The sequence below is a fragment of the Deltaproteobacteria bacterium genome, from assembly GCA_016210005.1.
GTDB lineage: Bacteria > Desulfobacterota > Binatia > HRBIN30 > JACQVA1 > JACQVA1.
The window spans coordinates 20,547-35,057 of the sequence record JACQVA010000048.1 but is presented as its reverse complement, the minus strand read 5'-3'; the positions used below and the strand labels follow the sequence as shown (position 1 = coordinate 35,057).

Annotated in this window: 15 protein-coding genes; all 15 read right to left on the bottom strand. The window is 67.7% G+C overall.

Annotated features, from left to right (window positions below):
• Nucleotides 1-308: 308 nt before the first annotated feature.
• The 15 genes from HY699_05605 to lpxI all read right to left on the bottom strand — a co-directional run bounded on the left by HY699_05605 (nt 309) and on the right by lpxI (nt 14,486).
• Nucleotides 309-1,154 (bottom strand): caspase family protein, encoded by an 846-nt coding sequence (locus tag HY699_05605; protein ID MBI4515277.1) that lies wholly within the window; start codon nt 1,152-1,154, stop codon nt 309-311.
• Nucleotides 1,155-1,458: 304 nt separating this feature from the next.
• Nucleotides 1,459-1,656: a twin-arginine translocase TatA/TatE family subunit gene (locus tag HY699_05600; GenBank protein ID MBI4515276.1), complete on the bottom strand. Its 198-nt coding sequence runs from the start codon at nt 1,654-1,656 to the stop codon at nt 1,459-1,461.
• A gap of 79 nt (nt 1,657-1,735) precedes the next feature.
• Nucleotides 1,736-2,779 carry a glycosyltransferase family 9 protein gene (locus HY699_05595; GenBank protein MBI4515275.1) on the bottom strand — a complete coding sequence of 348 codons (1,044 nt, stop codon included), beginning with the start codon at nt 2,777-2,779 and terminating at the stop codon, nt 1,736-1,738.
• Nucleotides 2,776-3,510 carry a class I SAM-dependent methyltransferase gene (locus HY699_05590; protein ID MBI4515274.1) on the bottom strand — a complete coding sequence of 245 codons (735 nt, stop codon included), beginning with the start codon at nt 3,508-3,510 and terminating at the stop codon, nt 2,776-2,778. Before HY699_05590 ends, HY699_05595 begins: the two co-directional genes overlap by 4 nt.
• Nucleotides 3,507-4,844: a DUF2029 domain-containing protein gene (locus HY699_05585; GenBank protein ID MBI4515273.1), complete on the bottom strand. Its 1,338-nt coding sequence runs from the start codon at nt 4,842-4,844 to the stop codon at nt 3,507-3,509. Before HY699_05585 ends, HY699_05590 begins: the two co-directional genes overlap by 4 nt.
• 3 nt (nt 4,845-4,847) lie before the next feature.
• A complete protein-coding gene (locus HY699_05580) occupies nt 4,848-5,831 on the bottom strand; it encodes a glycosyltransferase (protein ID MBI4515272.1) in 984 nt (327 codons plus the stop codon).
• Complete coding sequence (locus tag HY699_05575) at nt 5,831-6,583, bottom strand: hypothetical protein (protein MBI4515271.1); 753 nt, start codon at nt 6,581-6,583, stop codon at nt 5,831-5,833. The genes HY699_05580 and HY699_05575 overlap by 1 nt, the downstream gene beginning before the upstream one ends.
• 33 nt (nt 6,584-6,616) lie before the next feature.
• Nucleotides 6,617-6,790 carry a Trm112 family protein gene (locus HY699_05570; protein ID MBI4515270.1) on the bottom strand — a complete coding sequence of 58 codons (174 nt, stop codon included), beginning with the start codon at nt 6,788-6,790 and terminating at the stop codon, nt 6,617-6,619.
• Nucleotides 6,777-7,868, bottom strand: a complete 1,092-nt coding sequence (gene lpxK / locus HY699_05565; protein MBI4515269.1) for a tetraacyldisaccharide 4'-kinase — start codon at nt 7,866-7,868, stop codon at nt 6,777-6,779. The genes HY699_05570 and lpxK overlap by 14 nt, the downstream gene beginning before the upstream one ends.
• Entirely contained in the window at nt 7,865-9,142 is a 1,278-nt protein-coding gene (locus HY699_05560) for a 3-deoxy-D-manno-octulosonic acid transferase (GenBank protein ID MBI4515268.1), read from the bottom strand. The genes lpxK and HY699_05560 overlap by 4 nt, the downstream gene beginning before the upstream one ends.
• Entirely contained in the window at nt 9,142-9,825 is a 684-nt protein-coding gene (locus tag HY699_05555; GenBank protein ID MBI4515267.1) for a lysophospholipid acyltransferase family protein, read from the bottom strand. The genes HY699_05560 and HY699_05555 overlap by 1 nt, the downstream gene beginning before the upstream one ends.
• A complete protein-coding gene (msbA, locus tag HY699_05550) occupies nt 9,825-11,579 on the bottom strand; it encodes a lipid A export permease/ATP-binding protein MsbA (protein ID MBI4515266.1) in 1,755 nt (584 codons plus the stop codon). The genes HY699_05555 and msbA overlap by 1 nt, the downstream gene beginning before the upstream one ends.
• The gene (gene lpxB, locus HY699_05545) at nt 11,576-12,736 is read right to left on the bottom strand and encodes a lipid-A-disaccharide synthase (GenBank protein MBI4515265.1); all 1,161 of its coding nucleotides are present in this window, start codon (nt 12,734-12,736) and stop codon (nt 11,576-11,578) included. Before lpxB ends, msbA begins: the two co-directional genes overlap by 4 nt.
• A complete protein-coding gene (locus tag HY699_05540) occupies nt 12,733-13,677 on the bottom strand; it encodes a Gfo/Idh/MocA family oxidoreductase (GenBank protein MBI4515264.1) in 945 nt (314 codons plus the stop codon). The genes lpxB and HY699_05540 overlap by 4 nt, the downstream gene beginning before the upstream one ends.
• Nucleotides 13,674-14,486, bottom strand: a complete 813-nt coding sequence (gene lpxI, locus HY699_05535) for a UDP-2,3-diacylglucosamine diphosphatase LpxI (GenBank protein ID MBI4515263.1) — start codon at nt 14,484-14,486, stop codon at nt 13,674-13,676. The genes HY699_05540 and lpxI overlap by 4 nt, the downstream gene beginning before the upstream one ends.
• Between the last annotated feature and the right edge of the window lie 25 nt (nt 14,487-14,511).

The following is a 14,511-nucleotide window of genomic DNA, read 5'->3' as shown; positions in this document are numbered from 1 at the left end:
TGAAGAAGCTTGCCGCCCTCCGAAACCTCCGCGCCTCCTCAGCGCGGGCTTGGCCCGCAGCCCAAAGCTCGACACGGGTATTCCGTCATGCCCGCAAATCAAGCGGGCATCCAGGGGCGGTGGGGCTCCGGATGGATTCCCGCCTTCGCGGGAATGACGGAGGGAAATCTGCGCGCGACGCCAAGACTTTCGGCCATAGTAGTTCAGGGTGGACCGAGGAATGCCTGGCACGACCAGACAAAACCCGCTCATGCCGAGGATCGCCTTCTGGAGCGTCTTTACGCATGAGCGGGTTCCGCAATCAGCGGCTAGACCGCCGGCGCCAGGAACGGGCGATCGAGATTGGGCGAACGCCCTTCCAACTGTGGCACTTGGCTAAAGCCGTTCTTCTTGAGCAACGCGGCACCGTGCTGGTGCAGCTCGCGATAGGAGAGAGCACCGCCTGACGCTTTGATCGCCTCCACCAAGTAGTACGTCAGCGCGCCGTTGAAGCTGCCGTTGATCCGCGCGTCGGCTGAGGTCTGCGTGTCGCGGCAACCGCTGACCAGTACCTCCGGAATGTTGGCGTTGACCACGTCTTTCTTCTTGCGCTTCGCCCGCGTCGAGCTGCGCAACGTTCCGCGCAGCTTGCCGCGCAGGGCGCGGCCGGACTCACTGGCAACTAGATCCCAGGGGCACGGCAGGAAGCGCTCGACCACCGGCGTGTCGGGCGGGTTGAGCGCGCGGGTGTTGGTTCCCGAGTGGCAGCAATCCATGATGACAGTCAGGCTGACACCGGGCCGCAGTCGATCGAAGGTCTTGCGCAGCCAGTCGTCCTCGAGCGGGTTCTTCCAGTCGAGGTCGGTGGGGCACAGGATCTCGTCGCGATGATCCGCCTCGTCGCCGTCCTTATCAGGGACATTGGAGCCGTGACCCGAGTAGTGCAGCAGCAAGACGTCGCCGGCGCGCGCTCCAGCGACCAACTTGTAAATGCCCGCCTCGATCGCCTTGGTCGTTGCCGCAAGGTCTGTGAGCACGCTGATGTCCTTGCTGGCAAAGCCGTAATACTGCATCAGCACTGAGCGCATGTTTTTCACGTCGTTCACGCATCCGCGCAGATCCGATCCCGGGATGCGGTAACGGTTGATGCCTATGAGCAGTGCCTTCTTGGCCATTGCTCTCCCTCCTCTCGTAGAGTGAACTTGCCGATAAACTTCGCCCCTACCGCGCGCACAACTAAATTAGGCGGCGATCGAGTGCGTTGCCTTCCCCGCAGCATGCACGTTGACGTATCAACTTACGTGCCGATCCCGCGCGCTAGCGCACGGGCGGCTGACTTGGAACTAAACCGGCCGGGGGTGCCAACGGCGGGTAGCACCCCCCTTGTTGGCTACGGCGCAACTATCTGAAAGTGTGAAGTTCTTCGGGTGCTACCGGGCGGTAGCAGGGGACGCGCACTGTGATCTGAGCGCTGGGCGCCTAGGCCGACTGGCCGGTGCCGCCGCCGGCATCCGATTTCTTAGGCGCCTCGATTTCGTCTTTGCCGTCGAAGGCGCGCTTGAAATCGCGGATGCCCTTCCCTAAAGCGCTGCCGATCTCCGGCAGCTTGCCCGGGCCGAAAATGAACAACGCCACCACCAAGATCACGACCAGCTCCGGAACGCCGATACCAAACATGGATCATTCCTCCGCCCGGCACCATAGCACCCGGCCCTGGGTGGTGCGAATAGGGCAACGCCAGCCGCTGCGAGGAGGATCAGGAACCCCCCGACTCCGTCGCCAAGACCTTCGCGCGAGCGACGGCCTCGTCCACCTTGGCCAGCACGGCTGCCGGCGTGATGGATTGCATGCAGAGCCGGCCGATGGTGCAGCGGCGCCGGTAGCACGGCACGCACGGCGCCTGGCCTTCGATGACTAGATCTTCCGAGCCGAAAGGTGCGGAGCGGCGCGGGCTGGTAGCGCCCCACAGCGATACCACGCGGCAGCGCATCGCAGCGGCCAGATGCATCGGGCCGGAATCGGGTCCGAGTGCGACGACGCAACGCTCGAATAGCGCGATGAGATCGCGCAACTGCGTCTGGCCGGCGAGATTGACCACCGCCCCCTCAGACAGTCGCTCCACTTCGCCGGCGAACTCGCCTTCGCTCGGAGCGCCGACCAGCACCGGCTGCAAGCCGCGTTGGGCTAGGCCGCGCGCCACCTCGGCATTGGCCTCGGCAAACCAGAATCGACTCGGCCAGGTTGAGCCGACGAAGATCACCGCCAGCGGCGCCGTCACCCCGGGCAGCATGCCGGCCACCCGCTCGCGTTCGGCCTCAGTGGCGCTGAGCCCGAATCGAATCGGGGTAGCCGGCAGGCCCAGAACATCGGCAAACGCCTGATACTGGCGCAGCTTGGAGCTGAAGTGCTCGACCGCCGGCAGGTGCCGGTTGTTGAACAGCCAGTTGCCTTCCTTGCAGTTGCGCCGGTGAAATCCGAGGCGCACCGGTGCGCCTGACGCCCAACTCACCACTCCGCTCTTGAGATGGCGCTGCAGGTCGAGGGTGAGGTCTGCCCCAACAGCGTGCACCCGGCGAACGAACTCGACGAAAGCCCGCGCGCCCCGCTGGCGCTCGAAGATGATGATCTCGTCGATCGCCGGATGATGTTCGAGCAACGGCGCGGCTGTCGGCTCGACGGCCCAGACAATGCCGGCCGCCGGGTAGCCCGTGCGCAGGCGATTGATCAGGGGCAAAGCCCGCACCACGTCGCCGATGGCGCCGTGCAAGACGACGAGAATGCGTTGGGCGGAAACGGTCATGAGCGCTGGCCTACCCGTTCCGCCAGCAGCACCAAGTTCTTCGAGTACAGCATCGCCGGCGAAAGCGCGTGGCGTATAATCTCGCGCCGATCCGCCCCCGAACGGCGGCGCCCTTCGAGCTGATACACGCGCGCCGTCGCCAGCCATACTAACGGCACCAGCGGACTCAGCATGACGGCCGTCGGGCTGACCCGCGAGCACGCCAGCGCGCGGATCCGGAAACCGGCGTGGTGCAGCAGATAACGGAGCTGGAAGTAGGACCGCAAGAACACGTGCCCATGAAAGATGCGGCCGTTGCGTTCGCCCATGAAGCAGCTCGCCTCATCGAGCGCGCTGCGCAAGTTTAGCTGGCCCCCCAGCAGGAAGGCCATGCGGGCGCGTAGCTTGAGCGTGTTCGGCGTGGTCAGGATCAGCGCGCCGCCGCATCGGATCACGCGTGCGAACTCGCGCAACAGGCCGAAAGCGTCCGAGATGTGCTCGATACCTTCGCAACACACGGCGTGGTCGACGCTCGCCGTCCGAAGCGGCAGCGACTCGGCCATATCGCATTGCACGATCCGGCCCACCATCGGGCTGCCCGCCACTTTGAAAAGATCGCCCGCCACCACCCGAAACCCGAGCGGCTCCAGCACGCTTCGCACTGCGCCGGAAGCGCCGGGGAGATCGAGCACCGTCCCGCGCCTCAGATCGCGCGCCAGCCGCGCGATGGCTCCCAGCAACCGCTCACTCATGGCGCCACTACTTCGGCAACCCGCATTCTTGTAGTCAGCACGGCCGCCTCATCTCGCTTGCGCGGCGGCGGCTCGCCGGCGAGCCTCGCCCGCAACCACAACACCCCTGCCAGCACCACCAGCGTAGCCACCGTCACCGTCGAGGCCATCTCCAGCATTCCCGCCAGCGTCTTGCCCACCAAGCCTGGGGAGGGCAATGCTCCGAGAACGAGAAAAGTGAGCAGCACCATGCCGAGCACCGTGCGCTCGCGGCCGGCTCGCGGCGCGCACTGCCAGGCCGCAAACAACAACGTATTGGGCAGCAATAGCACAACCAGATACGCCTTCCACGCCAGCGGCCCAAAGAGCGCGGAGACGATGAACACCACGCTCCATTCCGCGGCCGTGCTCCAGCCCTCCCTTCGCGGAGCGCCGCGGAAGAGCCAGAGCGCCAGCAGCGCGATCAGCACGAGCGACAACGCCGACACCGCCGTTACCAGCGGTGCACCCGACTCGCGCACGTAGTTGGCGCCGCTTACGGTGAACGGCACCATTCCATGACCCAGCCAGCGATCCCACATCGCGAACACCGACTGGTTCATCTTGCCGACACCCCAACCCACCGCCAGCGCCGCGCGCCATGCCGCCAGGTAGTCGCCGAAGCGCGCCCAGCCGAACACCAGGATCGGACTGAGCGAGAACGCGGCCGCCGCCATCGTGGTATAGCCAGCCGCGCGCCAGCGGCCGCGATAGGCCAGGTAGGGGATGAACACGAGCGGCATCACTTTCAGCGCCACCGCCGCGCCCAGCGCGGCGCTGCCGGCCAGCACCTGCCCGCGCCGCTGCAAGTGCAACCCGCCGAGCGCGAGTGCGAAAATCACAATGTTGATCTGCAAGTGATCGAAGTTGCCGCTGACGAAGCGGTCGGTGAGCAACAGCGGCAGCAACACCGGCGCCGCCGCCAGCGACAGGCCGCCGGAGTCTGCCCGCAGACTGAGGCTGCGCTCGTACACCAGCTCCACGATGAGGCGCAGCACCAGCAACAACAGGCCGTAATTCAGCAGCAGCCACACTCCCCGCGCCAGATACGGCGTCGGCCACGCCAACAGCGCCAGCGGCACACAGACCAGGCTGAAGAACGGCGGCCAGGTGTTGATGCCCGCGGGGGCCTCGGCGTAGATGTGCCGCCCGGCCAACACCAGCTCACCCACGGTGAGATAACCGGCGAAGTCCCCCGCCCGCCTGATCCAGACGAAGAAGCCGATGACCGCATAGAGCAGCAGCGCGCGCAGCAACCAGCGGCGCCCAGCCGCACTACCGAACCAGATCAGGCCATTCAGACACCTCTCCCGCACGCTTCACCCGGACTCGCCCGCACTGGCCCCCGGCCTCATGCCACCGGCTGAGTACGCGGCGATGGCGGCTTGATAGTGTTGCCGATAGGCGCTGGCCATGTGCTGATTGGTGAGCTCGGCCAGCACGCGCCGACGGCAGGCGTGCGGGTCGACCTCGCCAACGCGGCCGATGGCGTCCTTCATGGCGTCATACGAGTCGCATAGGAAACCCACCTCGGGCGTCACCAACTCCGGCATCGCGCCCCGCGGCGCGGTGATCACCGCTGTACCGCTGACCAACGCCTCGCTCACCACCAGCCCGAACGGCTCCTCCCAGCGAATCGGCAGAATCAGGGCGCGCGCGCCGGCGATCAGCTCGGCCTTGGCGCGACCGCTGACCTCGCCGCAGAAATGCACCTTGGCCACCAAGCTGTTCCACAGGCCGCCGGTGCGCCGCAGGCTCCAACGCGTGCCGCCGGCAACCAGCAAGCGGAAGCCCATCTCGCGCGCCAGCCGCAGCGCCACATCCACGCCCTTCTTGGGTAGGCTCACTTTCGAGAGAAAGAGGAAATAGTCATCCTTGCGCTCGCGAAAGATGAACTCGGCGGGATCGATGCCGTTGTACACAAAAGCCGTACCGCCGCCGCGGCGGGCGTGGTCGCGGCTGATGTAGATCTTGTTCGGCAGTGCTTGCAGCTCGACCGGCGAGTTGCCCTGCACCGTGATCACCCACGGGCACGGTGGCGGCACCGATACTTGGTGATGAAAGTGCACAATGTCCGCATCCGGCGGGAGATGCGATGCGACGTAAGGGCTGTAGTCGCCCTGCCCTCTGGCAACCTTCACGGCGATACAGTTAGCCCCCGGGCAACTGCTGCCCGGCGGAGCTAGGATCGTCACCCGGTCGCCCTGCTCGGCTTGCGCCTTGGCGAGCCAGTAGACCACCCGCGGCACGCCGCCGTAGCCTTGCACCGGCAAACGCCAGCGGCTGACGTGGACGATATGCATCAGGTCGCCTCCGCCGCGCCGACCGCCTGCAAAGCCGCCTGGCAGTCAGCGGTGATCACCCGCGCCAGCGGATCCAAACGGCGCACCGAGCGCCGCAGCCGTGCGGCCGCCGCCCGGCGCTGCGCCGCCGACACCGGCTGTAGCCGCGCGCGGTCGAGGTCGATGATGCGGACCTCGACGCCGCCAGCTAGGCGGCGGACCAGGTAGTTCTGCAAGTTCAGGTCGGGATGGATCACGCCGGCATCGTGCAACTGGCGGGTGACGCTGGCCGCCGCCGCGCAGGCCCCGCTACGCTCGGCCGGCGCCGCCGCGCACAGATACTCCCACAGATTGTGCGCACCGGGCACTTCTCGGCTGACCATCACGCCGCGGTAACAGCCCGGCACCACCCACCGCACCGCGGCCCCGAGGATTTCCACCGTCGGCACGCCGCGCGCGCGCAGCGCTTCGGTGACCGCCAACTCCCGCAGCGGTCGAGGCCGCCAACCACAGTAGATGTCGCGGTTGCAGCGTGCGACCCAACCGCCGCGGCGATAAGAGCGCACCACTGCCGCCAGATCGGCCGCCAGCTGGTAAACGCCGACGCCGCCGCGGCCGCCGCTCAACCTGCGCACCGGCGGCGGCAATGCCCCGGCCGCCCAGTGCCGCAACAACGGCAGCACCGCGCCGGCGCTCTCGGCGCGAACGGCCGCAAGCCAACGCCCCTCCCGGCTCAGCACGAAGCCGGCCGGGCAATCGCGCAGGCGGCTCACAGCCACCTCATCGCTGGCGCTCGCCCCGCCACGTCAGGACTCGAGCCGAATCGCCTCGTCGATCAGCATGATCGGAATGTCGTCTTTAATCGGGTAGAGCAGCTTGCAAGCGTTGCACACCAGGCCGTCTTGCTTCTCGGTCAGATGAACGTCGCCCTTGCACTTGGGGCAAGCCAAGATGTCGAGCAACTCCTTACTGATTGCCATGCCTTCCTCCTTCTGCCGTGCCGGTCGCTCCCGCACGCGCCTCTATCAGGTCCACTAGTTCCTCACCACGTTCGATCGCCGCGGTTATCCGTAGCGCAACCAGTTTACCCCTGGCAAAGGGGAAAACCTCCAACTTGACCAGGTCCTTTTCGGTGGTGATGACGAGATCCATGTTGCGAGTGCGGCGCGAGATCTCTTGCCAATCGGCCTTGCTGTAGGCGTAGTGATCGGGATACTCGATGATCTCCTCCAGCAGCGCCTCCCATTGATGCAGCAGCTGGTAGAACCGCTCGGGCGAGCCGATGCCGGCAACCGCCGCCACGCGCCGCCCGGTCAACTCCGCCAGCGGGCGCTCGCGCCAGACGCCGCCGTCCGAACTCACCAGTGCGGTGGCCTCGAAGCGGACGCTGAACACCGGCGTGCCCGCAGCGCCGCGGGGCAGCGCCGCGCCGGCGCGCTCCGTCGCCGCTACCGCGATCGCGTGCGCCCGGCGCAGGGCGCTCGGCCGCTCGCGATTCGGCCCGGCCGGCAACAGCGAACCGTTGGCGTCGTGCACCAAGACCAGGTCGAAATCGCGCGCCAAGGCGCGGTGCTGAAAGCCGTCGTCGAGCAACAAGATCGAGCAACCCAACTCGGCGGCTCGCCGCGCTCCATCGAGCCGCCGGCGCGCCGCCAGCACCACGCCGGCAAAGCGCCGCGCCAGCATGACGGCTTCGTCCCCGACCTCGGCAACCGTGGCTTGCAGCCCGCTGCCGTCAGACACCAGGGTCACGCCATCGGCCCGGCCGCCGTAGCCGCGCAGCAAGATCGCCGGACGCCAGCCCCGCCGCGCCAGCGCCTGGGCCAGCCACAGCGTCATCGGCGTCTTGCCCGTTCCTCCAACCGTCAAGTTACCTACACTAACAACAGGTAATGGCGCGCGGCTGACGCGCAGCAGCCCGGCGCGATAGGCCAAGTTGCGGGCACCGACGCCGAGACCGAACAGGCCCGCGAGCGGGCGCAGCGCCAGGTAGCCGGCCCAGCCGCCCAGGCCGCGGCGCGGCCACACCGACTCGCGCACGCGCTGCCTCACGCTCATCGCAGCACCGCCTCCACCAGCGCCAGCGTCTCGGCCACCACCGCCGAGCGCGCCTGCACCACCGCCAGCGCCTGGCGGCCCCTGGCCCGCGCCGCTTCCGGTTCGGCCAGCGCTCGCACCCAGGCGGCGCCGAGTTCCCGCGCCTCGCGTGTGAGCGTGCCGCCACCGCGGCACAGCAGTGCGGCCGCCGCCTCAGCGACGTTTTCGGTATGCGGCCCAAAGCACACCGCCACGCCCGCGGCCGCCGGTTCGAGCACGTTGTGGCCGCCCAGCGGCGCCACCGTGCCGCCGACGAACACCGAGCTTGCCAGACTCAGCAGGCCGGGCAGCTCACCGACCGAGTCGATCAGCAGCACTTGCGTCTGCGGCTGCACGCACCGCCCCAAGCGGCTACGCCGCTGGTGGCGCACCCCCGCCTGCACCAGCAACTGCTCGACCTCGTCGAAGCGCTCCGGTCGGCGCGGGGCCAGCACCAGCAAGCAGTCCGGGTGCGCCGCCCACACCGCCCCACAGGCGTTCAGCACAAATTGTTCTTCGCCCGGTTGTGTACTGGCCGCGATCAGCACCGGCCGCCGCGCCAGACCGTCGAGCTGACGTAACCCGTCCGGGACGGCCGCCGGCACGCCGCGGGCGTATTTCAAGCTGCCGACAACTCGCACGCGCTCGCTCGGAGCCCCCAGGGCAATGATGCGAGCGGCGTCGGCCTCGGTTTGCATGGCGAAGGCGGCCACGCGCCGCAGGCTGGCGCGCACGATCGGCCGCACCCAAGCGTAGCGGGCCGCCGCCCGCTCGGAGACGCGGCCGCTGACCACGACCGCCGGCACCCCGTAATCGGCGGCGGCGTGCAGCAGCGCCGGCCAGATCTCGGTCTCCATGATCACCAGGGCACGCGGAGCGAGCAGCCGCATAACCCGGGCGACAACCCAGCGCAGATCGACCGGTAGCAGCATCACCGCCGCTACCCCCGGCAGCGCGCGGGCGCGCTCGCGCCCGGTCAGGCTGGTGGTGGACATCACGATGGCAGCACGCCGCTGCCGGTGCAGCGCCTCGATCAGCGGCCCGGCCGCCAGCACCTCGCCCACCGAGGCGGCATGCAGCCAAACCACCCCTTGGCCCGCCAGCGCCCGTACCGCCGGCGACAAGACGCCCAGGCGTTCGCTTAGCCCATGCCCGTAGCGCGTCAATGCTATCACCGGCAGTGCTGGTACCACCGCCGCCGAAGCTACGACACCGGCACAGTCGTACGCCACCCGGCTGAGCGCGCAGGTAGTCATCACCTCACCCCCGCCACGCCCGCTTCGGCCTCGGCGGTGATTGCCTTCAGCCGCTCTTCTAGTGCTTGTCGCTGCCGTTCGATCTCCCCCTCGCTCGCGTGACGATCGAGCTGAATCGGCGTCCCGACAACTATCACCACCCGCGAAAACGGCAGCGGAATGATGAGTCGATCCCAGCTGCGCACGCGGGCCTGCCACGCCGCCGCGTAGCTGACCGGGACGATCGGCGCGCCGGTGGTCTTGGCCAGATGGATCACGCCCGGCTTGACCACGTAGCACGGACCGCGCGGGCCGTCCGGCACCACCGCCAAGTCGTAGCCCTCGCGGTAGGCCGCAACCAGCTGCAGGAAGCCGGCCACGCCTCCGCGCGTGGCCGAGCCCCGCACCGAGCGAATGCCCCAGCGCGCCAGCGCCCGAGTGGCAATCTCGCCGTCGCGGCTTTGGCTGTTAATCACACACATCTTCGCGCCGCGATACGCTGCCGGCATCAACACCGCGCGGTTATGCCAGAAGGCGATGATCACGCGCTCTCCCCGCGCCCAGCCGTCAAACAAGCGCTCGGCATTGCGGTACTCGACGCGCACGGTCTTGGCCAACAGCCGCAACGCCCCGCTCAGCAGCGCGGGGGCCACGGCCACCGCCAGCTCGAGCCGCCGCTTGCGCCACACTCGCCGGAACTGCATCAGTGCAGGATCTTCGACCCGGGCGGCTCGGGCTCCTCGAATTGCAGGTCGTGCAGCTTGCGGTACTCGGCGTTGAGCGCCAGCAATTCGTCGTGCGTACCCTCCTCCACCACGCGGCCGCCGGAGAGCACCACGATGCGATCGGCCCGCCGGATGGTCGACAGCCGGTGAGCGATGACCAGGGTGGTGCGCCCCACCATCAGCGCCTCCAACGCCATCTGCACCAGGCGCTCCGACTCGTTATCGAGTGCCGAGGTGGCCTCGTCGAGCACCAAGATGGGCGCGTTCTTGAGCAGCGCCCGCGCGATGGCCAGGCGCTGGCGTTGGCCGCCGGAGAGCTTGAAGCCGAGCTCGCCGATCACCGTGTCATAGCCGTCGGGCAGCTCCGTGATGAAGTCGTGCGCGTGGGCGGCTTTGGCGGCGGCGATGATCGCGTCCATACCGCACTCGATACTGCCATAGGCGATGTTGTTGCGCACGGTGTCGTTGAAGAGAAAGGTGTGCTGCGTCACCAAGGCGATCTGCGCACGCAGGCTGGCCAGGCAGTATTGCCGCAGGTCGACGCCGTCGATTCTTATCGCACCTTCAGTTACGTCGTAAAACCTCAAGACCAGGTCGGCCAACGTACTCTTGCCGCCACCGCTGGGCCCGACCAGTGCGATCAATTGGCCGCGGTCAATCACCAGGTTGACGTCCTTCAGCACCATGTCGTGGTCGTAGCGAAAGCCGACATGCTCGAAGCCGATGCCCTCGCGCACCAGCCCGAGCTCGGCCCCGTTGGGGTTATCGGGCACGGCGGTCTCGGTATCGAGCAGTTCGAACACCCGCTCGGCCGCCGCCAGCCCCTGCTGCACCACGTTGTTGGTCTTGGCCAGAGCCTTGAAGGGATCATAGAGCAGGAATAGCGCGGTCAAGAAAGCCAGGAAGGCGCCCTGCGTGCGCTCGCCGGCGATCACGCTCTGGCCGCCGTACCAGACCACGCCGGCGATACCGAACGCCGCCAGGATCTCCATCATCGGGTTGGTGAAGGCGCGAATCCGCGTGGCTTTCATCGACACCTTGAACAGCCGCTGGTTCTCCTGCGCAAAGCGGCGCTGCTCGTAGCCCTCCATGCCGAAGGCTTTGACCACCCGATTGCCCTGCACCGTCTCCTGCAACAGCACGGTCAGGTTGCCCATCGACACCTGCCCTTTTTTGCTAAAACCGCGCAGCCGCTTCGACAAGCGGATAACCGGTAGCACCGCGGCCGGAAACACGATGAAGGCGATCAGCGACAAGAGCCAGTCCTGGTAGAAAGCCACCGCCACCAGCACGATCAGCGAGGTGGCATCCTTGAGGATCGAGGCCACCGCGTCGGTGAGGGCGGAGCGCACCAGCGCCACGTCGTTGGTGATGCGGGAAATGATGGTCCCGGTCGGCGTGCGGTTGAAGAAGGCGAGCGACAGGTGCTGGATGTGATCGTTGAGGCGGTTGCGCAGGTCGGCGATGATGCGCTGGCCGACATACTCGGTGAGGTAGGTGTGGCCGTAGGCGAACAGCCCGCGGGCCACGAAGGTAGCGATGATGACGCCGGGTAGCAGCCGCAGCGCGAACTGGTCTTTGTTGGTGAACACGTCATCGAAGATGTGGCGGACGAGGAACGGCATCACGCCGTTGGTGGCGCTGTAGAGCACCATGCAAATCACCGCCAGGGTGAAATGCGGCCAGGCGTACGGCCGCAGGTAGACCAGCAAACGGCGGTAGAGGCTGCTCATCGCAGCAGCTCCAATACCATAGCCGCCGCCCGTTGCGCTGCCCCCGGCTGCCCCAGCCGCTCACGCACGGTAGCCAGAGCGGCCCGCTGCTCGGTCGCCTGCCCTGCCAGAGCGCGCACCGCCGCCACCAAGGCCGCGGGTGTGACTTCCTCCTGGATCAGTTCGGGAAAGACGGCGCGCCCGCAAATGATGTTCGGCATGCCAATGAACTCGACGTCGACCAGGCGGCGGGCCACGGCAAAGGTCAGCGCCGAGACGCGGTACATGATGACCATCGGACAACCCAGCAGCGCCGTCTCCACCGTCGCGGTTCCCGAGGCCACCAGCGCGGCGTCGGCGGCACTGACCACGTTGTAGGTGTCATCCAGCGCCACCGGCACCGGCAGCTCCCGCCCGAGCGCGTGCTGCAGATCAGCGATCGTAAGCGTCGGCGCCAGCGCGATTACCGCCTGCCAGCCATCCTCGGCCACCAGCCTTTGGGCGGCACCCAGGCTGGGTTCGAGCAAGTAGCGGATCTCCTTCTTGCGGCTGCCCGGCAGAATGGCCAGCGTGCGCCGCTGCGGATCAAGGCCGTGGCGCCGCAGGGTTTCGTCCCGCGGCCGGGTGGTGCCGACGCGATCGAGCAACGGGTGGCCGACGAACTCCGCCAGCCGCCGGCCGTCGCGATTGTAGAGCTCGGGCTCGAACGGAAAGACCACCGCCATGCGATCGACACGGGCGGCAATTTTGCGCACGCGCCCGCGCCGCCAGGCCCACACCTGCGGGCCGATGAAGTAGAAGACCGCAATGCCGCGGCGTTTGGCTTGGCGCGCCAGTAAGAGGTTGAACTCCGGATAGTCGACCAGAATCAACAGCGCCGGCCGCTGTTCGTCGAGAAACCGCAGCAACCGGCGATAGGTTCCCAGGAGCCGGCCGAGGGTGCCGAGGGTCTCGGTCAGACCCATGGTGGCCACGTGCGCGGTATCCACCAGCACGTTCATGCCGGCGGCGCGCAAGTGTTGGCCGCCGACACCCGATACTTCGATCGCCGGCGCGGCCGTGCGCAGCGCGCTCACCAGCGCCGCGCCGTGCAGATCACCCGAGGCCTCGCCCGCAACCAACAAAATCCGTATCGGTGTGGCCACCGCTGCCGGCACCTTCCCCGGCGCGGCGCTCATGCGCTCTCCAGCGCGGCTTTCACGCGCTGCGCCAGCTCCAAGGCACGCAAGGCGGCGCGGCCATCGACCACCGGCGGCCGGCGCCGGCGCACGGCATCGACAAAGTCGGCGATCTCGGCGAATAGCGCATCACCTTCGGTGAACTGTTGTTCCGAAGCCCTGATTTCGGCCAAGCCTCCGGGATTCGGCCGGCGGCGGTAGATGCGCACGTACTTGGCGTCGTAGTCGACCGAGACGTAGGTGTCGGCTTGGAAGAAGCGGATCTTGCGCTCGCGCTTGGTGGCCACGCGGCTGGCCGTGACATTGGCGATGCAGCCGCTGCTGAAACGCAAGCGGGCGTTGGCGATGTCCACCTGCTCGGTGAGCACGGGAACGCCGACGGCCTCGACGTGCTCGACCTCGCCGCTGACCACGCTCAGGATGACGTCGAGGTCGTGGATCATCAGATCGAGGATAACATCGACGTCGGTGCCGCGCTCGACGAAGGCCGCCAGACGGTGGCACTCGATGAAGCGGGGCTGGGTCAGCACGCCGGCGAGTGCCCGGATTGCGGGGTTGAAGCGCTCGAGGTGGCCGACTTGCAAGATGCGCCCGTGCGCCTCCGCCAACGCCACCAGTTCGCGGCCCTCGGCCACGGTTGCGGCGATCGGCTTCTCCACCAGCACGTCGATGCCGTGCACGAGCAGGTCGGCGGCAATCGCGGCGTGCGCCGGCGTGGGCACGGCGAGGCTGACGCAGTCGACCTTGCCGAACAGTGCGCGGTAGTCGTCGAACGGCTCCCCGCCGTAGCGGCGCGCGCACTCGACGGCCCGCTCGCGGTCGATGTCAACGACGCCGACGAACTCCACCGCCTCAACGCTGGCGTACTTCTGGGCGTGGAACGGGCCGAGATAGCCTGCACCAATAACCGCGGCCCGCAGGCCGGCGTTAGGCTTGGTCATGACTCAGCCGCCACGCCGACGACTGCCACTGCCGCCGCCTGCGCCTGTGCCAGGAACTCCGCCCGGTCGAGCATCAGGGTCTTGCCGGCTTCGAGGGCGAGCACGGCGATGCCGGCGGCGCGGGCGACCGCCACCGTCTCCGGCCCGGCGGCCGGGACATCGAAGCGCAGATCCTGCCCGGGCTTGCTGGCCTTGACCAGCACCGCCCCGCGGGCACCGAGCTCACCGGCGCGCCGCATCGCGGCATCGGTGCCTTCGATCGCCTCGACGGCCAGGATCATGCCGGACTGTACCACAACGCTCTGCCCGATGTCGTAGCGGCCGATGCCCTTGGCAACTTCGAAACCGTGGCGAATATCGCGCCACTGGCGCTCATCCGGCGCTTGTGTCGTCAGCACACCGGCCGGAGTTACGATCGGCTGGAGGAACAACAGCGAGTCGACGACCGCGATGCCTTCGCTCTCCAGCTCCGCGGCCATTGCCCGCAGCACGGCGTCGTCGGAGAAGGTGGTCGCCCGAGCCAGCACGCGCAGCGCGCGCTGGTCGGGGGCGAAGTGCTCCAGCAGCGTCGCTTTGTGAATGCCGCCGGCCATCACCGCGCGCTCGACCTGGTGGGAGCGGAAGACCTCGATCACGCGGTCGAGTTCCCCGACTTTGATCCAGGTGAGGCTGTCAACTGCTTGGGCGAGTTCGGCGAGGGTTTCGCCCTCGTGCGCCACCGCCACCACGGCCACGCCCGCCGCCCGCGCGGTCTGCGCGAACAGCAGCGGGAAGCGCCCGTTGCCGGCAATTAGCCCCACCCGTTCCATCTCAAAGATAAGTCTCTCCGGTACG